Origin of the sequence: Streptomyces sp. NPDC056883 (genome assembly GCF_042788835.1) — a bacterium.
GTDB classification, from domain to species: domain Bacteria; phylum Actinomycetota; class Actinomycetes; order Streptomycetales; family Streptomycetaceae; genus Streptomyces; species Streptomyces stoeckheimensis.
This window is the reverse complement of record NZ_JBHUBS010000022.1, coordinates 80,764-103,570: the sequence shown is the minus strand read 5'-3', so window position 1 is coordinate 103,570 and position 22,807 is coordinate 80,764. Positions and strand designations below refer to the sequence as shown.

At 73.0% G+C, this 22,807-nt stretch carries 21 protein-coding genes; 16 read left to right on the top strand and 5 right to left on the bottom strand.

Annotated elements, in window-relative coordinates; all coding sequences use genetic code 11:
• Position 1 precedes the first annotated feature (1 nt).
• From kdpA to kdpC, 3 genes are read left to right on the top strand one after another with little or no spacing between them, the layout of a single operon-like run.
• A complete protein-coding gene (gene kdpA, locus ACFRU2_RS36110; RefSeq protein WP_382980291.1) occupies positions 2–1,681 on the top strand; it encodes a potassium-transporting ATPase subunit KdpA in 1,680 nt (559 codons plus the stop codon).
• Positions 1,678–3,777 carry a potassium-transporting ATPase subunit KdpB gene (gene kdpB / locus ACFRU2_RS36105; protein WP_382980289.1) on the top strand — a complete coding sequence of 700 codons (2,100 nt, stop codon included), beginning with the start codon at positions 1,678–1,680 and terminating at the stop codon, positions 3,775–3,777. The genes kdpA and kdpB overlap by 4 nt, the downstream gene beginning before the upstream one ends.
• 22 nt (positions 3,778–3,799) lie before the next feature.
• Positions 3,800–4,432: a potassium-transporting ATPase subunit KdpC gene (gene kdpC / locus ACFRU2_RS36100; protein ID WP_382980287.1), complete on the top strand. Its 633-nt coding sequence runs from the start codon at positions 3,800–3,802 to the stop codon at positions 4,430–4,432.
• Here the strand turns inward: kdpC and ACFRU2_RS36095 are convergent.
• On the bottom strand, positions 4,422–4,805 hold the full coding sequence (locus ACFRU2_RS36095) for a GPI anchored serine-threonine rich family protein (protein ID WP_382980286.1): 384 nt from the start codon (positions 4,803–4,805) through the stop codon (positions 4,422–4,424). The genes kdpC and ACFRU2_RS36095 overlap by 11 nt on opposite strands.
• Before the next feature lie 247 nt (positions 4,806–5,052).
• Here ACFRU2_RS36095 and ACFRU2_RS36090 point away from each other — a divergent pair, with 247 nt between their 5' ends.
• Both ACFRU2_RS36090 and ACFRU2_RS36085 read left to right on the top strand, forming a co-directional pair.
• Positions 5,053–5,994 carry an SMP-30/gluconolactonase/LRE family protein gene (locus tag ACFRU2_RS36090; protein WP_382980284.1) on the top strand — a complete coding sequence of 314 codons (942 nt, stop codon included), beginning with the start codon at positions 5,053–5,055 and terminating at the stop codon, positions 5,992–5,994.
• A gap of 42 nt (positions 5,995–6,036) precedes the next feature.
• On the top strand, positions 6,037–6,606 hold the full coding sequence (locus tag ACFRU2_RS36085) for a GNAT family N-acetyltransferase (protein WP_382980282.1): 570 nt from the start codon (positions 6,037–6,039) through the stop codon (positions 6,604–6,606).
• A 69-nt stretch (positions 6,607–6,675) separates the two neighbouring features.
• On the opposite strand, the gene ACFRU2_RS36080 is transcribed toward ACFRU2_RS36085, so the two are convergent.
• The gene (locus tag ACFRU2_RS36080) at positions 6,676–8,178 is read right to left on the bottom strand and encodes a hypothetical protein (protein WP_382980280.1); all 1,503 of its coding nucleotides are present in this window, start codon (positions 8,176–8,178) and stop codon (positions 6,676–6,678) included.
• Between the two features lie 116 nt (positions 8,179–8,294).
• Here ACFRU2_RS36080 and ACFRU2_RS36075 point away from each other — a divergent pair, with 116 nt between their 5' ends.
• The 7 genes from ACFRU2_RS36075 to ACFRU2_RS36045 all read left to right on the top strand — a co-directional run bounded on the left by ACFRU2_RS36075 (position 8,295) and on the right by ACFRU2_RS36045 (position 15,661).
• On the top strand, positions 8,295–9,599 hold the full coding sequence (locus ACFRU2_RS36075) for a 3-oxoacyl-[acyl-carrier-protein] synthase III C-terminal domain-containing protein (RefSeq protein WP_382980278.1): 1,305 nt from the start codon (positions 8,295–8,297) through the stop codon (positions 9,597–9,599).
• Between the two features lie 37 nt (positions 9,600–9,636).
• Complete coding sequence (locus ACFRU2_RS36070) at positions 9,637–10,536, top strand: hypothetical protein (protein ID WP_382980276.1); 900 nt, start codon at positions 9,637–9,639, stop codon at positions 10,534–10,536.
• A complete protein-coding gene (locus ACFRU2_RS36065) occupies positions 10,533–10,709 on the top strand; it encodes a hypothetical protein (RefSeq protein ID WP_382980274.1) in 177 nt (58 codons plus the stop codon). Before ACFRU2_RS36070 ends, ACFRU2_RS36065 begins: the two co-directional genes overlap by 4 nt.
• Positions 10,710–11,082: 373 nt before the next feature.
• The gene (locus ACFRU2_RS36060) at positions 11,083–11,751 is read left to right on the top strand and encodes a hypothetical protein (protein ID WP_382980272.1); all 669 of its coding nucleotides are present in this window, start codon (positions 11,083–11,085) and stop codon (positions 11,749–11,751) included.
• Between the two features lie 197 nt (positions 11,752–11,948).
• The gene (locus tag ACFRU2_RS36055; RefSeq protein WP_382980270.1) at positions 11,949–12,284 is read left to right on the top strand and encodes a hypothetical protein; all 336 of its coding nucleotides are present in this window, start codon (positions 11,949–11,951) and stop codon (positions 12,282–12,284) included.
• Between the two features lie 125 nt (positions 12,285–12,409).
• Positions 12,410–12,571, top strand: coding sequence for a hypothetical protein (locus tag ACFRU2_RS36050; protein ID WP_382980268.1), 162 nt, complete (start codon positions 12,410–12,412; stop codon positions 12,569–12,571).
• 333 nt (positions 12,572–12,904) lie between these two features.
• Positions 12,905–15,661 (top strand): PKD domain-containing protein, encoded by a 2,757-nt coding sequence (locus ACFRU2_RS36045; protein WP_382980266.1) that lies wholly within the window; start codon positions 12,905–12,907, stop codon positions 15,659–15,661.
• A 78-nt stretch (positions 15,662–15,739) separates the two neighbouring features.
• Here the strand turns inward: ACFRU2_RS36045 and ACFRU2_RS36040 are convergent, their stop codons facing one another.
• The 3 genes from ACFRU2_RS36040 to ACFRU2_RS36030 form a co-directional block, all read right to left on the bottom strand.
• Positions 15,740–16,153 (bottom strand): hypothetical protein, encoded by a 414-nt coding sequence (locus ACFRU2_RS36040; protein WP_382980264.1) that lies wholly within the window; start codon positions 16,151–16,153, stop codon positions 15,740–15,742.
• An 80-nt stretch (positions 16,154–16,233) separates the two neighbouring features.
• Positions 16,234–16,632, bottom strand: a complete 399-nt coding sequence (locus tag ACFRU2_RS36035; RefSeq protein ID WP_382980262.1) for a RidA family protein — start codon at positions 16,630–16,632, stop codon at positions 16,234–16,236.
• Positions 16,633–16,646: 14 nt separating this feature from the next.
• On the bottom strand, positions 16,647–17,156 hold the full coding sequence (locus ACFRU2_RS36030; protein ID WP_382980363.1) for an RrF2 family transcriptional regulator: 510 nt from the start codon (positions 17,154–17,156) through the stop codon (positions 16,647–16,649).
• Between the two features lie 156 nt (positions 17,157–17,312).
• Here ACFRU2_RS36030 and ACFRU2_RS36025 point away from each other — a divergent pair, with 156 nt between their 5' ends.
• The 4 genes from ACFRU2_RS36025 (at position 17,313) to ACFRU2_RS36010 (ending at position 22,720) form a co-directional block, all read left to right on the top strand.
• On the top strand, positions 17,313–18,140 hold the full coding sequence (locus ACFRU2_RS36025) for a hypothetical protein (RefSeq protein WP_382980260.1): 828 nt from the start codon (positions 17,313–17,315) through the stop codon (positions 18,138–18,140).
• A 93-nt stretch (positions 18,141–18,233) separates the two neighbouring features.
• Positions 18,234–20,306: an FUSC family protein gene (locus tag ACFRU2_RS36020; protein WP_382980258.1), complete on the top strand. Its 2,073-nt coding sequence runs from the start codon at positions 18,234–18,236 to the stop codon at positions 20,304–20,306.
• A gap of 403 nt (positions 20,307–20,709) precedes the next feature.
• Positions 20,710–21,447, top strand: a complete 738-nt coding sequence (locus ACFRU2_RS36015; protein ID WP_382980256.1) for a hypothetical protein — start codon at positions 20,710–20,712, stop codon at positions 21,445–21,447.
• A 16-nt stretch (positions 21,448–21,463) separates the two neighbouring features.
• Positions 21,464–22,720, top strand: a complete 1,257-nt coding sequence (locus ACFRU2_RS36010; protein ID WP_382980254.1) for a sensor histidine kinase — start codon at positions 21,464–21,466, stop codon at positions 22,718–22,720.
• The last annotated feature ends 87 nt before the right edge of the window (positions 22,721–22,807 follow it).

Below are 22,807 nucleotides of genomic sequence, written 5' to 3'. Positions count from 1 at the left end.
GATGAGTCCCGTCCTCGCCGGGGTGCTCCAGCTGCTCGCGCTCGTCGCGGCCCTGGCCCTCGCCTATCGCCCCCTGGGCGACTACATGGCCCGCGTCTACTCCTCGAAGAAGCACTACGCCCCCGAGAAGTGGATCTACAAGGCGGTCGGCGCCAATCCGAACGCCGAGATGCGCTGGCCGGCCTACCTGCGCTCGGTCCTCGCCTTCTCGGCGGTGAGCGTCCTCTTCCTCTACCTGCTCCAGCGCCTGCAGGGCCACCTGCCCGGCTCCCTCGGCTTCGTCTCCATCAAGCCGGACCAGGCCTTCAACACGGCCGCCTCCTTCGTCGCGAACACGAACTGGCAGTCGTACGCCGGTGAGCAGGCCATGGGCCCGCTCGTGCAGACCGGCGGCCTGGCGGTGCAGAACTTCCTCTCCGCCGCCGTGGGCATGGCCGTCGCGGTGGCCCTCGTACGGGGCTTCGCGCGCTCCCGCACCGGCGAGCTCGGCAACTTCTGGTCCGACCTGGTGCGCGGCACCGTCCGCATCCTGCTCCCGCTGTCGGTGATCGCCGCCGTCGTGCTGGTGGCCTGCGGGGTCATCCAGAACTTCTCCGGCATCCACGAGGTCGGGCAGTTCATGAATGGGCACAGCCTCGGCGTGAAGCAGCAGTGGAACGGCGGGGCGGTCGCCTCCCAGGAGGCCATCAAGGAGCTGGGCACCAACGGCGGCGGCTACTTCAACGCCAACTCCGCCCACCCCTTCGAGAACCCCACCCCCTTCTCGAACCTCTTCGAGATCTTCCTGATCCTCCTCGTCCCCTTCGCGCTCACCCGCACCTTCGGCCGGATGATCGGCTCGGTCCGCCAGGGCTACGCGATCCTCGCCACGATGGTCACCATCTGGCTCGGTTTCACCGCCCTGATGATGTGGACGGAATTCGGCCACCACGGCCCGGCGCTCCAGGCCGCGGGCGGGGCGATGGAGGGCAAGGAGGCCCGCTTCGGGATCGGCGCCTCCGCGATCTTCTCGGTCGCCACGACGCTGACCTCGACCGGCGCGGTCAACTCCTTCCACTCCTCGTACACGGGACTGGGCGGCGGCATCCAGCTGCTGGGCATGCAGCTCGGCGAGATCGCACCCGGCGGCGTCGGCTCCGGGCTCTACGGCATGCTGATCATGGCGATCATCGCGGTGTTCATCGCCGGCCTGATGGTCGGCCGCACCCCCGAGTACCTCGGCAAGAAGATCGGCACCCGCCAGATCAAGTTCGCCGCCTGCTACATCCTCATCACCCCGGCCCTGGTGCTCGGCTTCACGGCCCTCGCGATGGCCCTGCCGACCCCCGTCACCTCGATGTCCAACGGCGGCGCGCACGGCTTCTCCGAGGTCCTCTACGCCTACACCTCGGCCGGCAACAACAACGGCTCCGCCTTCGCCGGCCTGAACGCCAACACCCAGTGGTTCAACACGACCACCGGTCTGGCGATGCTGCTCGGCCGCTTCCTGCCGATGGTCTTCGTCCTGGCCCTGGCCGGCTCGCTCGCCGAACAGCAGCCGGTCCCGGCCACCGCGGGCACCCTGCGCACCGAGAAGCCGCTGTTCACCTTCCTGCTCGTCGGCACGATCATCATCGTCACGGGCCTCACCTACTTCCCGGCCCTGGCGCTGGGCCCGCTCGCCGAAGGGCTCGCCTCATGAGCACCGTCACCCCCACCCGAGCCCCGCACGGGGACCTGCACAGCGGTCACAAGCCCGAAAGGGCCAAGATCGGCGGCGGCACCTTCGACCCGAAGCAGCTGCTGAAGTCCTTCCCGGACGCGGTGCGCAAGCTCGACCCCCGGGTGATGGTCAAGTCCCCGGTCATGTTCGTGGTGCTGATCGGCTCCGTACTGACCACCGCGCTGGCGATCTCCGACCCGGGCAACCTCTTCGGCTGGGCGATCACCGCCTGGCTGTGGCTGACCACGATCTTCGCCAACCTCGCCGAGGCGGTGGCGGAAGGCCGCGGCAAGGCCCAGGCCGACACCCTGCGCAAGGCCAAGACCGACACCGTCGCCCGCCGCCTGAACGGCTCGACGGAAGAGCAGGTCCCGGGCACGGAGCTCCGTATCGGCGACCTCGTGGTCTGCGAGTCCGGCGACATCATCCCCGGCGACGGCGACGTCGTCGACGGTGTGGCCTCCGTGGACGAATCCGCCATCACCGGCGAATCCGCCCCCGTCATCCGCGAGTCGGGCGGCGACCGCTCGGCCGTCACCGGTGGCACGAAGGTGCTGTCGGACCGGATCGTCATCAAGATCACGACGAAGCCCGGCGAGACCTTCATCGACCGCATGATCAACCTGGTCGAAGGCGCGGCCCGGCAGAAGACGCCCAACGAGATCGCGCTCAACATCCTGCTCGCCTCGCTGACCATCGTCTTCCTGCTCGCCGTCGTCACCCTCCAGCCGTTCGCCATCTACGCGCACGCCAAGCAGTCGATGATCGTGCTGACCGCCCTGCTGGTCTGCCTGATCCCGACGACGATCGGCGCCCTGCTCTCCGCCATCGGCATCGCCGGCATGGACCGGCTCGTACAGCGCAACGTCCTGGCCATGTCGGGGCGGGCGGTGGAGGCCGCCGGCGACGTCTCGACCCTGCTGCTCGACAAGACCGGCACCATCACCCTCGGCAACCGCCAGGCCTCCGAGTTCGTCCCCGTCACCGGCGCCATCGCCGCCGAGCTGGCCGACGCCGCCCAGCTCTCCTCGCTGGCCGACGAGACCCCCGAGGGCCGCTCCATCGTGGTCCTCGCGAAGGAGAAGTACGGCCTGCGCGAACGCCACCAGGGCGAACTGGTCGGCGCCGAATGGATCCCCTTCACCGCGCAGACCCGCATGTCGGGCGTCGACGTGGACGGCCGCAAGGTCCGCAAGGGCGCGGCCGGCTCGATCATCGCCTGGGTCGGCGAACAGGGCGGTACGGTCGCCCCGGACGCGCGGGCGAAGGTGGACGAGATCTCCGGCGCCGGCGGCACCCCGCTGCTCGTCGCGCTGGAGGACGAGAAGGGCGCCCGGATCCTGGGCGTCATCCACCTCAAGGACGTGGTCAAGGAGGGCATGCGGGAGCGGTTCGACGAGCTGCGCCGCATGGGCATCAAGACCATCATGATCACGGGTGACAACCCGCTGACCGCCAAGGCCATCGCCGAAGAAGCGGGCGTCGACGACTTCCTCGCCGAGGCCACCCCCGAGGACAAGATGGCCCTCATCAAGCGCGAGCAGGCCGGCGGAAAGCTCGTCGCCATGACGGGCGACGGCACGAACGACGCCCCGGCTCTGGCTCAGGCCGACGTCGGCGTCGCGATGAACACGGGCACCTCGGCCGCCAAGGAGGCCGGGAACATGGTGGACCTGGACTCCAACCCCACCAAGCTCATCGAAATCGTGGAGATCGGCAAGCAGTTGCTGATCACCCGAGGTGCGCTCACGACGTTCTCCATCGCCAACGACGTCGCCAAGTACTTCGCGATCATCCCGGCCATGTTCGCCGTGGTCTACCCGGGTCTCGACAAGCTCAACATCATGGGCCTGCACTCCCCCGAGTCGGCCATCCTCTCCGCCGTCATCTTCAACGCGCTGGTCATCATCGCGCTGGTCCCGCTCGCCCTGAAGGGCGTCCAGTACCGGCCCACCAGCGCCGACAAAATGCTCCGCCGCAACCTCACCCTCTACGGACTCGGCGGCCTCATCGCCCCGTTCATCGGCATCAAGCTCATCGACATGGTCGTCTCCCTCATCCCCGGCCTGCGCTGAATTTAGGAACGTGTTGATCCCCATGAACAACTCCGTAGGCAACACCGCACGCCTGCTCGGCGCCGGGCTGCGCGCCCTCCTCGTCCTCACCGTGCTGTGCGGGGTCCTCTACCCGCTCGCGGTCACCGGCGTCGCCCAGGCCGCCTTCGGCCACAAGGCCAACGGCTCCGAGGTCGAGGACGCGAGCGGCAAGGTCGTCGGCTCCTCCCTGATCGGCCAGTCGTACGGGGACGACCTGCGCTGGTTCCAGGGTCGCCCGGCGGCGGGACTCGCCGAGAACACCGTCAACACCCGCTACGAACTGCAGGTCTCCGGCGCCACCAACAAGGCGGCCGACAGCCCGGAGCTGCTGAAGTCCGTACAGGAGGCCAAGGCCAAGGTCCTGCTCGACAACACCGTCCCGGGCTACGCCCCGCGGCTCGACCGGATCCCGGCGGATGCGGTGACCTCCTCCGGCTCCGGCCTGGACCCGGACATCTCCCCGGCCTACGCGGAGCTCCAGACGGCCCGCGTCGCACAGCGCAACGGCCTGTCGGTCGAGGAGGTGGCGAAGCTGGTGAAGGCCCACACCGAGGGCCGCACCCTCGGCTTCATGGGCGAGCCGCGCGTCAACGTCCTGGAGCTGAACACGGCCCTGCGGGACCTCAAGCGGTGAGGGTGACCGGCTGGCTGTAGGCGTCGAGCCCGCCCGAGGCGGCCGTGACCAGGACGAGGTAGCGGCCCGGGGCCAGGTCGGGGACCGTCACGGTGGCGCCGGTGTGGTGGGTCTGGATGCCGGTCGCGAGGACGGCTTCCGTCCTCGACTGGCTGCCGTTCATCGTGACGAGCTCGATGTCCACCACGTCGCCGGCCGGGCCCACCACGTACCAGGCGACGGCCTGCCTGGTGCCCCGCGGCCAGACCGTGCCCGGACCGGGGGTGTGCACCAGGAGGTTCTCCGGCTCCAGGAGCACCGCGGCGGCGGGGCGGTTCAGGCCCCGCAGGACGCGCCGCGCGAGGGACTTCAGGGAGGAGGGGGAGGCTGACATGGTGCTCCTTCGCTGGGGTACGTCCGGTCTGGGGTCTTTATTCCCCTTTGAAGAGTGGCCGCCGAGCCCCCTGCTCCGCCTCGTACTTTCGGCCGGTACCCACGCGCCCCGACGGGGAGGCCATCCCTGTGATCTACACCTCTCCTTTCGGAATGATGTGGTGTGATCCATATGCAGTCTTGCAATGTTGCCTCTGAGCCGAAGGATATTCGGCGTCTGTGGTTCGTGCAGGATGAGGGGGAATCTCATGTACGAGATGTTCGACGACCGGTTCCGGACCGGCCGGTGCATGAACGGGGACGACGCGCTCGAGGTCCTCTACACCGGCTGCCGCTGGGCCGAGGGACCCGTCTACGTACCCGCATGGCGGCAGGTGGTCTGGAGCGACATCCCCAACGACCGGATGCTGCGCTGGGACGAGGAGACCGGAGCCGTCTCCGTGTTCCGGCGGGGCGCCGGGCACACCAACGGCAACACCCTCGACGGGCAGGGCCGGCTGGTCACGTGCGAGCAGGGCAACCGCCGGGTGACGCGGACCGAGCACGACGGCACGGTCACGGTGCTGGCCGACCGCTGGCAGGGCAAGCGCCTGAACAGCCCGAACGACGCCGCGGTCCGGTCCGACGGCTCGATCTGGTTCTCCGACCCGGACTTCGGCATCACCAGCGACTACGAGGGCTACGTCGCCGAGAGCGAGATCGGCTCCAACAACGTCTACCGCATCGACCCCGGCACCGGTGAAGTCCGCCTGGTCGCCGACTGTTTCGAGGCCCCGAACGGCCTCGTCTTCTCCCCCGACGAACGGCAGCTCTTCGTCTCCGACACCCGCGGCGGCCGCATCCGGGTCTTCGACGTGCGCGAGGACGGCACCCTCTCGGACGGCACGGTCTTCGCCGACGCGGCGGCCCGTCCGGGAGCCCGCTTCGACAACCTCCGCTTCGACGCCGGCGGCCGGCTCTGGGCGGCCGCCATGAGCGACGGCGTGCACTGCTACGACCCCGACGGCACCCTGATCGGGCGGCTCGCCGTCCCCGAGACGGTGTCCAACATCGCCTGGGGCGGGGCCAAGCGCAACCGGCTCTTCATCACCGCCGAGACCAGCCTCTACTCGGTGGTCATGGCCGTCACCGGCACCCACCCGACCGGACCGGGACGCAGGCCCTGGCTCGACGGCTCCGCCCGGCCCTGAAATCCCGGTGCCGGGCGCCGCCCGCGCTGGCACACTCCCCGGATGGACGCCACCGCCGCGGATGAACCCCGCCCTCGCGTACGCGAGATGACCGAGCCCGACATCGACGCCGTCGCCGCCGTGCGCGTGAGCGGATGGCGCCACGCCTACGCCGGGCTGATGCCGCAGTCCTACCTGGACGGGCTCAGCGCCGCCGAGTACGCCGAGCAGCGGCGCGCCGCCTTCGCCGATCCGGCCGGCACCGTGACCAACCTCGTGGCCGAGGGCCCCGACGGCGCGATCGTCGGGTGGGCCGCCTTCGGGCCCGCCAAGGGCACGGATCCCGAGGACACGGATCCCGAGGGCACGGCGCCGGACGAGGGCGAGCTGTACGCCCTGTACGCGCGGCCCGACGTCATCGGCACCGGCGTCGGCCGCGCCCTGCTGACCGAGGTGCTGCGCCGGGCGCCCTACCCCGCGGTACGGCTGTGGGTGCTCGAGGGCAACGCCCGGGCCCGCCGGTTCTACGAGCGCGCCGGCTTCCGCCCCGACGGCGGCTTCTCCGTCGACGAGACGGACGGCTTCCCGGTACCCGAGGTCCGCTACCGCAGGGCGGCGTCCGCCGGACACTGAGCGGGCGGCCGGCGCCCGGCGGGCGGAGGCGGGCACTGAGCGGGCGCCGCCGCCGAGTGGGCCCCGAGCTCACGGCAGCCGGTCCGCCAGGGCCCGGGCCATCGCGACGGTCGGAACCGCCTCCCGCATCCGTCGGTACGGGGTCAGGTCGCGCAGCAGCCGGCCGAGTGCCTCGCGTACCGCACGCGACTGCACCGCCGGGGCGGCGATGAGGAACGCCCGCCAGTGCTCGCACGCCCGGGTGAGGTGCCCGAGGCGCAGCAGCGTCTCGGCGAGCGCGGCGTGCGTGAGCGCGGTGGCCCGGTGCTGGCCGGCCGCGCGGCCGCGCAGGGACCGTTCCAGCGCCTCGGCCGCGGCCGGGAACTCGCCGAGGGCGAGGTGGGTGCGGGCCCGGGCGAAGTCGAGGTCGGCCCGGGCGTACGAGTCGAAGGGCCCGTCGGACGGCTTCAGCGCGTGCCGCCCGTACAGCCGGTCGGCGGCGGCCAAGTCTGCGGCCGCGGCCGCCCGTTGCCCGGCATGGGCGTGCGCGGCCGCGCGCTGGACCAGGAGGAACGCCAGTGTGCCGGGCTCCCCGTCGGCGGGCGCGGTCTCCACCGCCGTACGGGCGAGCCGTACCGCGTGCGCGGACTGCCCGAGCCGGCCCGCGTGCGCGCTCATCGCGCGCAGGGTGATGGCGTACATCCGCCGGTCCCCGGCCTGCCGGGCCAGCCCGAGGGCGATGCCGTGGTACTCCTGCGCGAGCCCGTGGTACCCGGAGTCCGCCGTCATCTCCCCTAGCAGGTGCGCGAGTTGGGCGTACCCGCGCCAGACGTCCGGCACCCCGCACCCCTGCCCGGCCGCCCCCCGGCCGCGCGCGGCGGGCCCCCGGCCGGCCGTGTGGCGGGCGGCGAAGGCTCCCGCGTCCTGGGCCAGCCAGGCCGCCAGGGCCGCACGGGTGTGGACGCCTCCGTGGGTGAGGTAGAGGCCCGAGAAGCTCACCGCGAGGGCCCTCAACTGCTCGGCGTGCGCCGCGAGATGCCGCCGGGCGGCGAGCTCCGGGAGGCCGGTGCCGGTGCCGGATCCCGTACGCGTGCCCGCGCCGCCGGGGCTGCCGGGGCCGCCCTCCGCCGGTTCCGTTTCCGGTTCCGGTTCCGGGTCCCACGCGGCTACGGGCACCGGCACCGGCTGGTACGGGCTGCGCAGCAGCGGCGGCCTGCTGTGCGGGTCCACATCCGCCCTGGCCTGCAGCGCGAGCCGCAGCAGCCCCTCGTCCCCGCCCTCGCCCCCGTCTTCGGCCGCCCCGCCGGGGTCGGTCCGTACGCCGGGTCCCGTCGAGCTCGCACCGAGGCCCGCCTCCGCGACGGTGACCAGCCGCCCGCACCGCTCCGTCAGCGCCGCCGCTATCAGCTCGGGCACGGGCCGGCGCGGCCGGGTGCCCGACAGCCAGTGCGCCACGGCGGTCCGGTCGTAGCGCAGGGCCAGCCCGTGCAGGGTCCCGAGGGCGTTCACGGCCCGCGCCAGCTCCGCACCGCTCCAGCCCGCCTCGGCCAGCAGGTCCCCGAGCCAGGCGTTGGCCACCCGCTGCCCGCTCACGACGCCCGCCCCGTATTCAACGCTTTCACCACTCCACCCCCCGTATTCCCTTCTCCCCGTCCGCCCGCTGGTGTTCGCTGGAGCCGTCCCCATCGGATTCCACGGACCGGAGAAGCATGTCTGCCTCGGATACGGCCAATTCCCCCGCTCCCGCCGCGTACGCGTACCCGTTCCCCTATCGGATTTCCGGTGTCGGCGCCCAGATCGGCGAGATCATCTCCGTCGAGGAATGGGCCCGGCTCGCGCACATCCCGCACCGCAAGCGGGCCGGCAAGGAAATCAGCGGCACCGATATCGAGCGCATACTCGGGGTCAAATCCAAGAGCTGGGACCGGGAGCGTTTCGCCTCGCTCGACACCGTCGTCGACGTCGCCCGCTCCGCACTGCGGTCCGCCCTCACCGAGCCCGAGGACGTCGACGCCGTCTTCGTGGCCACGTGCACCCCGTACGAGATCATGCTCGACCAGGACGCCTTCAACCTGCTGCGGCGCCTGCGCATCCCGGACAGCGTGCCCCCCTTCCAGCTCGGCGCCGGCTGCGGCGGGCTCTCCCGCGTCGCCGCGCACCTGGCCCGTACGGGGGCCCGCCGCGCGCTGGTGATCTCGTACAACGCCGCCAGCCCCATCGGAATCGACGAGAACGGCATCATTTCCCAGTACAGCGGCGCGGACGGGGAGCATCCCTTCGCGCACACCCTGTGGTGCTCCGGGGCGCTGTTCTCCGATGCCGCGACCGCCCTGGTATTCGAGCGGGACGACAGCTTCGAGGCCGGTCTCGGTTTCTATTCGCGCGATTCCCTCGATTTCGGGGGCGAGCCCGGATTCAGCGATCCGCTCATCCATTACCCCGGAGGCGGAGCGGCCCACCCGCCGGGCTTTCCCGGCTCCGCCGAGCTGTCCGCATTCGGGCTCAACGGACCGGAGCTGGCCCGCTATTACTCGCGCGGCATGATGATGAACCAGGAGACCATGGACGCCCACCGCCCCGGTTTCGTGGACGAGGTCCGGCGGATCTACACGCACCAGGCCGGCCCGGCCCTGGTCGAGGACTACCACCAGCTCGCCGGCCTGGACACCCGCAAGGCCCCCGCGCACGCCCGCGAGCTCGGCAACCTCGTCACCTCGGCCACCCCGGTGCTCTTCTACACCGACGTGGTGAACGGCCTGGTCGGGGCGGGCGACTCCGTCTGCTTCTCCGTCATCGGCGCCGGTCCGGAGCGCGGAGCCTTCCTCGTACGGGTGGGAATCCCCGGTGAGGTCACGGTCACCACCCCACTCCCCCCGGTCCCGGCCGCGGCCACCACACCCACCGAACACGCCCGGGCCACCGAGCCCGTCGAGACCGTCCGGGCCGCCGGGGCCGCCCGGCCCACCGAGCCCGCCCGGGCACCCGGAGCCCCCGGAAACACCGCCACCGCGTAGACGCACGCGCCCCACCTCCTTCGAAACGAGTACCGCCGTGCACATCGCCCTCGCCGGGGCGGCCAGCCCCACCGGCATCCGGCTCGCCGCCGAGCTGCTCGGCCGCGGCCACCACCTGACCCTGCTCACCGCCGGCGACGTACGGCAGAGCAGGCTCCTGCTGGCCCGTCAGCTCGCGCTGATCGGGCTGTATCCCGAGTACGTGGACCTCCTCGCGGCCCGGCTCCACGCGCGCCGGGGCGCCGAGGTCCTGGCCGGCGCCGCACCCGTCCCACCGGGCTCCGCCGCCCCGGCCGCCCCGCCGGCCCCCGCACCCGTCGGCCGCTTCGACGCCGTCTGGTGCGTGGAACAGCCCGCCGCCACCGCGGCCGCGCTGCTGCCCCTCGCCTCCGGAGGGGAGAGGCGTACGGCATTCCACCTGGTCACCGTCGGGGACGCGGGTCCGGCGGGGCGTGCGGTCGCCGCCGCGGCCGTACGGGACGGGTTCCCGGCCGGGGTGCACTGCCTGGCCCCGACCGTCAGCGACCTGGCCGACCACGCGGAGCTGCCCCGGCCGGCCTTCACCCGGCTCGCGGTCGCCGAGTCCGTCCGGCCGGGTCCCGCGCGGGACCCGGAGCCCGGGGCCCCCGCGACGGTCAGGCTGCTGCCCCTGGCCCCCGCCGCCCGCGCCCTGGCGGAGGCCGCCGAGGAACCGGGCTGGTCGGGGCTGCGCCACATCGGCTGGGTGCACGCGCACCCCACCGAGGCCTCCGCACTGGCCCGGGCGGTCGGCCCGGAGCTGGCCCCCGGACTGCTCCGGCGCCTCTCGGGGCTCCAGCCCGCGGCCGCCCCGACCGAGCTGGACGGCCCGCCGCTCGGTGCCGGGTACCTCACCCGGGCTGCGGCGCCCGTCCTGCCTCCCGTCCGGCGCCCCGCCCGGACCCCGGAGCGGGTGTGAGCGCGGCGGAGCGCCCCTGGCGGGAGCGGCGGGTGGTGGACGGCCTGGCGGACGCACTGCGGGAGGCGGCCTCGGAGCGCTTCCTGGGCAACGGCCGGACGCCGCCGGTGAAGGCGGCCTCCGCACCCGCGGGGGATCCCGGGGCGGGCCGGGTCGGGAAGGCCGGAAGGTGATGGGGACCCATGGCCAGGGCGTATGCGTACGGATCGTTCATGATCCAAGAACAAGGCGCCCGCCCCCGCCCCGCAACTCCGGCCGACGGCCCGTCATATCGTCCTGTTTGACAGGTTTTCGCATGTGGCAGAACGTGCCGCCGATCCGACACGCCCAAGGTTCGCCCTTGACGTTCTCACCCGTTCGGGCGCACGTCCTCCACACCCGGTCCGGCCCCGGCCCACCGGCCTCCATCTGCGAAGACGTGCCCGCGGGAGCGCGCCGCGCCGATGACGTGACGTCAGTTCGCCGTGTTTCGCGCGCCGCCGGGGGGCGCGGAAGGGTCCACTGCTCTCGGGACCGGCCGACCGAGCCGGACCAGGAGGGATTCCCATGCCCCGCGCCCAGTGGGTGGTCGGCGTACTGACGGTGGCTCTGCTGTGCACCGGCCTGGGGGTGTTGCGCACCACCGAAGGCGGCCGGCCGGCCGCCCCGACCGCGGGCGACGCGCTGCCCTCGCGGGTCCTGGGGCTGTCCGGCCCGCGCCGGCTGGCCCGGCAGCTGGAGCACTCCGGCGGACACACCACCGGCAAGGGCGCCCGGCGGCCCGGACGGTCGGGGGTCACCGCCCTGCCGGCCTCGCCGCCGCTGCGCCTGGTCATCCCGGCGCTCGGAACGGACGTACCGCTAACTTCCGGTACATCGACCGGCGGGACGGACACGGGACCGGGCGGCCTGTACGCCGAGGAGCTCGAAGCCGGCGCGGCCGACGCCAAGCCCCACGTCCAGGACAGCGCCGTGTGGGACTCCGCGGGCCCGGCCCCGGGCGCGGCCGGCACCGCCGTGGTCTCCGGAGACCTGCCGCGGCTCGGCGAACTGCGCCGAGGGCAGTCGATCGAGGTGGCGCGCGCCGACCGGCGTACGGCCGTGTTCACCGTGACCCGGGTCTCCCCCGGGATCTCCGGACGGGGCGGGCCGTCCGGCCGGGCCCAACTCCGGCTGATCAGCGGCGAAACGGCCGTCCTCGCCCGCCTCACCGGCCACCGCCGCACCCTGCGTTGACCGGCGGACGCCCCCCGGAAGACGGACACCCCCTGCGGCCACCTGACAGCCGTGGGGGGTGTCTTCGTCCCCCGGTCGGGGGATGCTGCGGTCCCGGGGGAGAGTTGGCCCGCGTGTCGGGGCACACCCTCCGCATGAGCAGGACGCCGCATACGCGGCATGCGCGACACGCGCGAACGGCACCGGACAGGGCCCTGATGACGGTCCTGACAGTGCTCTGCGCCGTGCTGCTGTGCCTGTTCGGCGTCGGCGGAGCCGGCCCGTCCACCGCGACGGCCGAAGGCTCCCGCTCCGCCCCCACCGCCCCGGCCGAGCCCACCGAGGCACCGGCCGATCCGGCGGGCGATCCCGAAGTACGGGTGGCCGTACGGGTTCCCGCACGCGGCGTCCCCGGTGTACGGGGCCTCCAGCGGCCGGTGTTCCACGTGAAACCTCCCCGGTCCGGGCCCGAAGAGGCGGCCGCGCACCCGACCGTGGCCGCCGCTCCGGCGGCATCCCTGCGGGCGGTACGGAGTGTGGTCCTGCGCTGCTGACCGGACCGAGCGTCCACGCAGCAGCACCGCGCACCCGGCACCGGGCACACCCGGCAGCTCACCCTGCCCCCGAGCACCCCGGGCGCGCGTCCCCCCACACCCCCGAAACACCGTGAGGTTCCGCCATGCCCTTCGACCCGTACCTCGCCCTGAACGCCATGCTCCGCGCCGAGGCCTCCCGCTTCTCCCCGCCGGTCCGCCGACAGGAACCCGAGCCCGCCAAGCCCGCCCAGACCGGCACCCAGACCGCCTCCGAGGACCCGACCGGAGACGACACGGCCGCGTAGGGCATCAGGACATGAGGAGGCACCGGTTCCCGCGCCCTCGGCAACGGAGAGTGGTCACGTGAGGTTCGACCACGGAGCACGGGAACCGGCGCCTCATCCAGTCTCGGCCACCGACCCACCCGCCGGCCTCAATCTTTTGTCCCGATCTGCCCAGCCGAAAGTACCGCTCGGTGGAGTTGTCCCCAGTGACAAAACCTGCCCTGACCAGCGATCATGGCCCATCTTTGGGTTCGCGCGTGCTCGGCCGTTGCAGGGGGAACGTCCGGGCGCCCTTCGCTCGGCGGCGCGCCACCCGGTCGATCCCCGCCGCCTCTTCGCCGAAGGACTCCGCTGGTGCGCCCTACCCGCACGATGGCCCTGCTCACCGCAGGCCTCGTCACCCTTCTCGGCATACCGGCCTCCGCGGCCGCCGCCGAGCCCCTGCCCGACCTGTACGTGAACAAGAACAAGAACTGCGGGGACCACCTGTCCGGCGTGCGGAGCGCCCCCTTCTGCACGATCGACGCGGCGGTCAAGGCGGTCAAGCCGGGCCAGACCGTGCGGATCTACCCTCACGACCAGTACACCTTCGACGTCACGATCAACCGCTCGGGTGAGCCCGGCAAGCCGATCACGTTCTCCTTCATGGACGACGGCAGCTGGGACGACACTGCCGACCAGCTGACCGTCAGCGGGGCCTCGCACGTCGTGTTCCGAGGGGCCTGGATACGTCAAAAGCTGCACGTCAGCCGTTCCCACGACGTCCTGCTGGAGGACGTCTCCTACGGCTCACCGCAGACGCTCCCCTCGCTCTTGGTCGACGGGGGCAGCACGGACGTGCGGGTCACCCGGACCAGCTTGGCCGACGCCCGGATCGAAGGCGGGTCCCGGCGCACCGTCCTCAGCCGCAACTACCTGGCGAGCACCTCGCCACCGCTCACGGTGGTGGACGCGCCCGGCACCGTCATCACCAACAACAACATCGTCAGCGCCAGCGACAAGGAGACCGGTAAGGGCACCTGCCCGGCGACCCTCTCGATCAGCGGCACCTCGACCGGCTCCTCGGTGTTCAACAACCTTCTCGAGGCCGGCAACGGGCACGTGGGCTGCACGCTCACCCAGCTCACCGTGTCGAAGAGCGCGGCATCCGGCACCCGCGCCGACTACAACCTGATCGCGGGCGCGAAGGGCGTCTCGACGGTCCCCTACCGCTGGGCCGGCACCGCCCACGCGAGCGCGGCGGCATTCCTGGCGGCCAGCGGGCAGGGCGCGCACGACATCCTGGTCCCCATCCACGAGGACGTCTTCTCCCGTTCGCTCCTCGTCGACTCCGCCGACGCGACGGCCCCCGGCGTGCTGCCCGTCGACAGCCAGGGCCAGCCGACGGCGGACGACCCGCGCGTGCCCAACACCGGCAAGAACGGTGGCTACATGGACCGCGGGGCCCACGAGACGAACGACGGCCTGAGCTCCGCATGGATGAAGATCGACCGGCCCTGGGCCACGGTGGGCACGCCGGTGACGGTACGGGGCAACTCGGACAGCACCTGGCCGGCTGACATGACGTACAAGGTGGACTTCGGTGACGGGACGGCCCCCGCCCTCGTCCGCCCGGGCGGACCGGCCGACTTCACCGCCACCCACACGTACAGCTCACCCTGCCACTGCGTGGTCAGGATGACGGCGTACAACCGCGTCGGCACCAAGGTCTCCCAGGAGCAGCAGATCCGCGCGACCGTCCCCGGTCCGCTGACCACCGTCGTCACAGCCGCATCGATCCTGCCGAGCCCGGACCGCCCCGATGCGGAGCACGGCCCGCTGGTCGTGGAGGTCGATACGACGATGACCTCCTCGGAAGGTCCGATCAAGCGTGTGAGCGTGGAGTACGGCGACGGCACCAGCGGCCGCAGCTCGGCTCTGGGGAGGTACCCCCACGTCTACAAGCTGCCCGGCACGTACGAGGTGACGGCCGTCGTGGAGGACTCGAAGGGTGCGACGTCCACGGCCAAACAGAGTGTGACGGTCGGTTACGCGCCGTCCGGCTACGCGGCCGGTGAACCGCGCCGCCTCCTCGACACCCGCATCACCAAGGCGCCCGTCCTGGGCGGGGTGCCCACGACCGTGGACCTCAGCCACGTCTACGCGCCGGGCGTCTATCCCTTGCGCAGCATGTCGGCGGTGGTCGTGAACGTCACCGTCACCGACGCCACCGAAGACACCCACCTCACCATCTGGCCCGACAGCCAGCCCCGCCCCGCGACCTCGAACGTCAACGTGGTCAAGGGCGGCACCTCTTCCAACACGGTCACCGTCCCGGTCGGCTCGTACGGCCACATCCGGGCCCAGCTCAATTCCGGCAAGGCCTCGCTGATCGTGGACTACGTCGGCCTGTACCAGCCGAACTCCGGGCAGCGGTTCTCCCCGCTGGCGCCGACCCGGGTCCTGGACACCCGTACGTCGGGCGGCGCGCTGGGCGGTGGCAAGACCCGCACGGTGAAGGTCGCGGGCGTCAACGGCATCCCGGCGGACGCCACCGCGGTCGCGCTGAACCTGACCGGTACGGGTGCCAAGGAGCAGGCGCACGTCATCGCCTACCCGGACCCGGCGAAGCGCCCGGCCACCTCCAACCTGAACCTGGAGCCGGGCAAGGACAAGTCCAACCAGGCCATCGTCCCGGTCGGCCCGAACGGCACCATCACCCTGTTCACGAACACCGGCTCGACGCACCTGATCCTGGACGCGGTGGGCTACTACGGCAAGGACGCCAAGGCCCTGTTCACCCCGGTCGTCCCCAAGCGCCTCGCCGACACCCGCACCACCGGCAAGGTCGCCCCCGGCGCCACGACCACGGTCTCCGGCCTCCCGGCCAACGCCCTCGGCGCGGTCCTCAACATCACCGCCACCGACACCACCGCTCCGGGCTTCCTCACCGCGTACGCCTCCGGCGGCACGCTGCCGGCCGCCAGCAGCCTCAACGCCGTCCCCGGCCGCACGGTCCCGAACCACGTGACGACCCCCGTCGGCCCCGGCGGCAAGGTCAGCATCTTCAACAGCTACGGCGGCCCCAACCACGTGATCACCGACCTCCTCGGCTACTTCACGACCGGCTGACGCCCTCGCGGCACGTACGCCGAAGCCCCGGCCCCCGCAACGAGCGGGGGCCGGGGCTTCGGTCCTCCAGAGGTCTTTCTAGGCCTTGCTGCGGCTGTGATAGCGGTAGAAGGCCGCCACGCCGACGCCCGCGCCGACGAGCAGGCCCAGGCCCGAGCTCTTCAGGATGGACTCGCCTGCCAGGCTGTACAGGTAGCCGAAGGAGATGCCCGCGAAGATCCCGTATGCCGCCGCGTGCGGCTCCTGCGCCAGCCGCGGGCCGATCCGGGCCAGGGCCACCAGGCAGGCGGCGAAGATCGCGCCGCACAGGATCCCGTAGAAGACGTTGCCCGCGTCGACGGGCCCCATCTGACGTTTCATGAAGGCGGCGTAGACGCCGTAGACCAGTCCCATGAGCAGCGGTCGCGCGAGGGCCGCCCTGCTCGTGTGGGCCGCCGTACCGGACGCCTGCTGCCGGTGCCCCCGGGGGGCGGTGGGTGCCGCATGTGCCATGACGGGCTCCTCTCTCCCATCCTCCAGGGCACACCCGCAACCCGGGACCGGCAACCGGAGCAGTCCCCGGCCCGGTCCCCCTAGGCCGCCCGTACGGCCACCGCGTCGATCTCGAAGCGCATGTCCGGCAGGGCGAGCGCGGCCACGCCGATCAGCGTCTGGGCGGGCAGTTCGGTGCCCCAGGCGGCGTGCAGGTGCTTCAGCAGCACCTCCAGCTTCTCCTGGTCGTGCCCGACGACGTACGTCCCGATGCGGGCCACGTCGCCGAGGCCCAGGCCGACGGCCTCCAGGGCCGTGCGGAGGTTCGCGAAGGCCTGCCCGACCTGGGCGTCGAAATCGTCGGAGACCACGTGGCCGGTCGGGTCGGAGCCGTACTGGCCGGCTATGAAGACCTGCTCCCCGGGTGCGGAGACGACGTGGCTGTAGCCGTAGCCGGTGGGGTCGTGGAGTTCTGCCGGGTTGGTGATGCTGCGCGTCATGCCAAGCTCCTGGGTCAGTTGTCCGATGTCCGATGAGCGGCGGGGGCGGCGGGGGCGCCGGCGGCGAGCCAGGCGCGGAGGCGTTCGGGGGCCTCGGGGGCCTGCCGTTCTGCCTGCTGCCGGATCTCGTCGAGGGTCTGCGCGGCCAGTGCGCGGCGCCAGGCCAGCTCGGCCCGGCCCATCGCGTGCGCGATGGCGCAGTCGGCCGCGGGCGGCTCCTCGCCGCCGCCGGGGCCCTGCTGCCGGATCTCCGCGCACCGGAAGGCCTCGTCGGGCCCTTCGACGGCGGCGACCACGTCCATGAGCGTGATCGAGTCCAGCGGGCGGGCGAGGCGGAAGCCGCCCCGCGGGCCGGGGGTGGAGCTGACGATGCCCGCCCGCGCCAGTGCCTGGAGCTGCTTGTTGAGGTACGCGGCGGGCAGCTCGTGCCAGGCCGCCAGCCGGGCCGCCGAAACCGCCCGGCCGTCACCGCTCCAGGCCAGGTTGAGGCAGCTGTGCAGGGCCCATTCGACGCCCTCACTCATCTTCATAATCTGGATATTAGATGTCCAGATTACTGTGGGCAAGAGGAACGCGCCGGAGCACGCCCCTGCCCGCGCTCCCGCCCGCACCCCCGCCCCCACCACCCGCCCGCAGCAACCCGGCTCGCGCCGCGCGCCCGGCCCCCTTTCCCTGGTGACGTGCGGACCTTCCTCTCGGCGGTACTCATCGCGCTCGTGGCCCTGCTGGTGCCCGCGAGCGCCGTCGCGTACTGGGCCGACCACGAACTCGGCAGCGCCGACCGCTACACCGCGGCGATGTCCCCGCTCGCCTCGGATCCCGCCGTGCAGAACGTCGTCGTCACCCAGGCCGGCCGGGCCCTTTCCGGGCAGATCGACGCCGGCCCCTTCCAGGGCGGGGTCGACGCCCTGCTCGGCGAGGCCCTGCGCTCCTTCGTCGGCACCCCGGCCTACCAAACCGCCTGGGACGCGGCGAACCGCGCCGCCCACGGGGCCTTCTTCCACGCGCTCACCACCGGTGACGGCAACGCCGTGACCATCGACCTCGCGCCCGTGATCGCCAGCGTCAAGGGCGATCTCGTCGACAACGGGGTGCCCTTCGCCGACCGCATCCCGGAAACCCACCTCTCGGTGAAGGTCATGGAGTACGACAACCTCGGCGCGCTCCGGAAGGGGTTCCGCATGCTGCAGATCGCCGGGGTCTGGCTCCCCGTGCTCACCGTGGTGCTGGCCGCGGTCGCGATCGCCGTCGCCGTCCGGCGCCGCCGGGCCGTCCTGGCCACCGGGCTGGGGCTGACCGTCGGGGCCCTCCTGCTGTGGGGGGCCGTGGCCCTGTGCCGCCGCCTCACCCTGGACGACCTGCCGGCCGACATCGACCGGGCGGCCGCAGAAGCGGTGTACGACGCGCTCACCGCGTTCCTGCGGACCACCGTCTGGGTGGTGCTGGCCGTCGGACTGGCCGCCGCGCTGGCCGCCTGGCTGACCGGCCGACTGCGCCGCACCCCATAAGCTCGGAACGGGCGGATTGGCACGCAAATCCGTAGAAGAATCCTTAGAGCAGCACAGAAGAACCGATTCACGAGCGGCGGCACGGAAGCGGGAATGAGCACCGAACGCACCGAAGACATACCGCCCGGGCGGGCCGGACGGCGCGGGCCGACCGGACAGCGCGGGCCGACCGGACGCGCCGGGGCGACGGCCGCCGGACGGTTCCTACCGCTGGCACCGCCCGCCTGGCTGCTGAAGGGGCTGCGGCCCAGCTCCGCGCCGATCCCCTGGGCCGCAGCGCTGCGCGCGGCCGTCGCCCTGGCCCTGCCGCTGGCCGTCGGCTTCGCCGTCGACGAGCCCGAGTACGGCGCACTCGTCTCGATGGGCGCCCTGTCCGGGGTCATCGGCGACACCGCGGACGCCTACCGGATGCGGATCCTGAACATCGCCGTGCCCCAGCTCTTCGGCGCCGTGGGCGTCGCCCTGGGCACCCTGGTCTTCGGGCACGGCTGGGTCGCGGTCGGCGTCCTCACCCTGATCGCCCTGGTCTCCGGGATGATCTCCTCCATCGGCACGGTGGCCTCCGTCTCCGGGCTGCTGCTCCTCCTGAACGCCGTCGTCGGCGCCGGCCTCCCGATGCCCAGCCCCTGGTGGACGGCCCCCCTCCTGCTGAGCGCCGGCGGCCTGTTCGTCCTCCTGCTCACCCTGCTGGGCTGGCCCCTGCGCGGCCGGCAGCCGGAGCGGGCCGCCGTCGCCGCCGCCTACCGCGCCCTGGCCGACAGCCTGGAGGCCGCGGGCGGACCGGGACCCGCGTACGAGGAACGCCGCCAGCAGCTCACCCAGGCCCTGAACCAGGCCTACGACCTGGTGCTGGGCCGCCGGGCCCGGGTGCACGGCCACAGCCCCTCGCTCGTGCGGATGCTGGCCCAGCTGAACGTGCTGATCCCGCTCGTCGAGGCCGCGCCCGCCGCGCACCTGCGCCGCAGGCCCCTCTCCCCCGCGATCCCGGCGGCCGTACGGGAACTGGCGACGGCCGTCGAGGAGGGGCGCACGGACATCCCCGTACTGGACCTGCCCGCGCCCGACGGCCAGTCCGAGCGGGCCATCGACGCGGCCCTGCGGCACGCCGCGACGATCGTTCCGCTGGCCGAGCCGGACATGCACAACGTCGACGACCGGCTCGGCCGGCCCGCCGCGCTGCGGGTCCGGGCCCGCCGGTCGGTGCGCGACATGATGTTCTCCGAGGCCTCCTGGCGGTACGGGCTGCGGCTCGCGCTGTGCATCGGGCTGGCGCAGTCCCTCGTATCGGTGGTCGAGATCGAGCGCTCCTACTGGGTCGCCCTCACGGTCACCTTCGTCCTCAAACCCGACTTCGGCTCGGTGTTCTCCCGGGCCGTGCTGCGCGCGCTGGGCACCGCGGGCGGGCTCGTCGTCGCGGCCGCCGTGCTCTCGGAAGTGCCGCGGGGGTGGTGGGACGTGCCCGTCATGGTGGTCCTGGCGGCCCTCATCCCCGTCTTCTCGGTCAAGGGCTACGCCTTCCAGACCGCGGCGATCACCCCGGTCATCCTGCTCCTCTCCGACCTGCTCAACCACCAGGGCTTCGACCTGGTCCGGCCCCGGCTGCTCGACAGCCTGATCGGCTGCGCCATCACCCTGATCGCCGGGTACCTGCTCTGGCCCGAGAGCTGGCACACCCGGCTCGGCGACCGGCTCGCCGACGCGGTGGACGACGCCGCCCGGTACGTGGAGCGCGCCTTCGGCCCCGCCCCCGACACCGACGCGGGACAGCGGGCGGCCCGCACCGCCCGGCTCCAGGCCCGCCGCCGCATCTACCGGGAGCTGTCCGGCGTGCGCAGCGAGTTCCAGCGGGCGCTGACCGAGCCGCCGCCGACCGGGGAACGGGCCGCCGTGTGGTGGCCGCTGGTGGTGGCCGTCGAGCGGATCGTCGACGCGACGACGGCCGCACGGGTCCGGGTCAACCACGGCGCCCAGTCCCCGGCCCCCGGGGAGGCCGAGGCGATCGCCGAAGACCTCCGGGCCCTGGCCCAGGGCGTCCGCCACACCGACACCCCCACCCAGCTCCGCCCCACCCCACCCCCGGAGGTAGACGAAGCCTCCGTCCTCTCCCCGGTCCGCCAGGAACTCACAGCAGCCAGAGCCATCGCCAACCCCACGGACTCCCCCTAGCCCGGCCAAATCCAGCCCCGCCGGCGCTTGAGGCGCGGGGGCCCGGGGGCGGAGCCCCAGGCAACGGCGCCGCACGGCACCCACCGGGGGCCCGGCCAAACGCAGCCCCGCCGGCGCTTGAGGCGCGGGGGTCCGGGGGCGGAGCCCCAGGCAGCGGCGCCGCACGGCACCCACCGGGCCCCACCAAATCCAGCCCCGCCGGCGCTTGAGGCGCGGGGGCCCGGGGGCGGAGCCCCAGGCAGCGGCGCCGCACGGCACCCACCGGGGGCCCGGCCAAATCCAGCCCCGCCGGCGTTTGAGGCGCGGGGGTCCGGGGGCGGAGCCCCTGGCAGCGGCGCCGCGCCGTCCCTCCAATGGCCCCGCCCCCGAGCCCGCCCCGGCCCCACGGGGGAGCATCGGGACCATGAGCCTCCGCCGGCACAGCCGGGCGATCCTCCGCACGGCCGCCATGGCCACCCTGGTGGCAGCGACGGCCTGCGCGGACGTGGAGGGCCTCCAGAACGACGGCGACCTCGGCACGGCCAAAGCCCCCCGCACCCTGTGGAAGGACATCCGCCCCGACCCCCCGGCCCCCGGCCAGCAGTCCGGTACGGCCACCGCCGTCCCCGGCCTCGCCAAGGTCCCCTCGCTGTCCATGCAGGGCGTGAACGCCGTGGACGTCGTACGGGCCGACATCACCGCCGCCAACGCCGCGGACGCCGGCACCGGCCGGCTCGTCGACCCCCGGGCGATCCAGCGCATCGCACTCTGCACACAGGCTGTGGACGGCGGCCCCGACTGCCCCGTCCGGCCCGCGGTGGTGGCCGATGTGACGGGCAACGGCCGACCGGAGCTGATCACCGCCCTGGACATCGACGGCCGGCTCAGCGAACTGCGCGTCTACACCGTCCAGGACGACGGGACCATCGCCCGCATCCTGTCCCGGCGCGGGGTCCTGGAGGGCGTGGAGGTGGCCGCCGAGCACCTGGCCGTGCGCGAGCCGACCTCGAACCCGAAGAAGGTCTCCATCTCCGACTACGTGTGGGACCCGGAGGCCGGGATCATGAACCTCTCCCAGCTCACCCTCGACGAGTGCACGAACCAGGGCGACAACGCCCCCTGCCCGGCCGCAGGCCCCGGCACCGGCGCCGGAAACGGCTGAGGAGGCCGGATCCCCAATGCGACGGACGAGCAGCCTGCGCTGGAAGATCGCCATGACCACCACCGCGGTGTGCTGCGCCGTCGCGGCCGCGCTCGGGATCCTCGTGCACAACGTGGTCGCCCGCCAGCTCGTCGGCGAGGTCCGCAAGGACGTGAACCGCGAGCTGGACTACGCCCTGGGCCAGTACGAGTACGGCACCGCACGCGGCGACGGGAACAGCGCCCTCGACCCGCCCGGCCTCCCGGCCCCACTGCGCGACCTGGTCGCCCGCGGACAGACCGGCAGCATGACCGGCACCCACGATGGCAAACCGGTCATGTGGGCGGCCGGACCGGCCGACGGCAGACCCCTGGCCGTCTGGGTCCCCTACGACAGCACCCGCACCCGGCTCCGGGAGATCGACACCGCCATCCTGGTCTCCGCCGTCCTCGCCGCCGGGGTGGTCGCCCTCGCCGGCATCTTCCTCGCGGGCCGCATCAGCCGCAGGCTCGCCACCACGGCCGCCGTGGCCCGCCGGATCAGCGCCGGGGACCTCGACGCACGCGTCGGCTTCCCGGCCGACGGGGAGGGGCCGCGCCCGCGCTCCCGCGACGAGGTACGGGACGTGGCCCAGGCCCTCGACTCGATGGCGGCCTCGCTCCAGGCCCGGCTGGAGGCGGAGAAGCGGTTCACGGCGGACGTCGCGCACGAGCTGCGCACCCCGCTCACGGGATCCCTGGCCGCGGCCGCGCTGCTGCCCGAGGGCCGGCCCAAAGAAATGATCAACGACCGGCTGAACGCCCTGCACCTGCTCACCGAGGACCTGCTGGAGATCTCCCGGCTGGACTCGGGCGTCGAACGGGCCGACCTGGCCCGGGTGGAACTCGGCCGCGCGGTGGAGCGGGCGGCGGCGAGCACCCGGCTGCCCGTCGCGGTACGGATCGAGCGGGACGCGGTGGTGCTCACCGACCGCCGCCGGCTGGACCGGATCCTGGCCAACCTGCTGGTCAACGCCCACAAGCACGGGCGGCCGCCGGTCGAAGTGACCGTCACCGGCCCGCTGGTGACCGTACGCGACCACGGGCCCGGCTATCCGGCCGAGCTGATCGAGCAGGGGCCGCGGCGGTTCCGCACCGGGGATCCGGGACGCGGACGGGGCCACGGGCTCGGCCTGACCATCGCGGCCGGGCAGGCGGAGGTGCTGGACATCGAGCTGCGCTTCTCCAACGCCCCCGAAGGGGGCGCGGTGACCACGCTCCTGCTGCCGGTCGGGCGTCTGCCGGACAGCAGTTGAGCGGGGGGGGGGGGGGGGGTGCCTTGCACAAACCACCCCCCCCCCCCCGGTACGCCCCCCCCCCCACCAACCGCACACCACCAACCC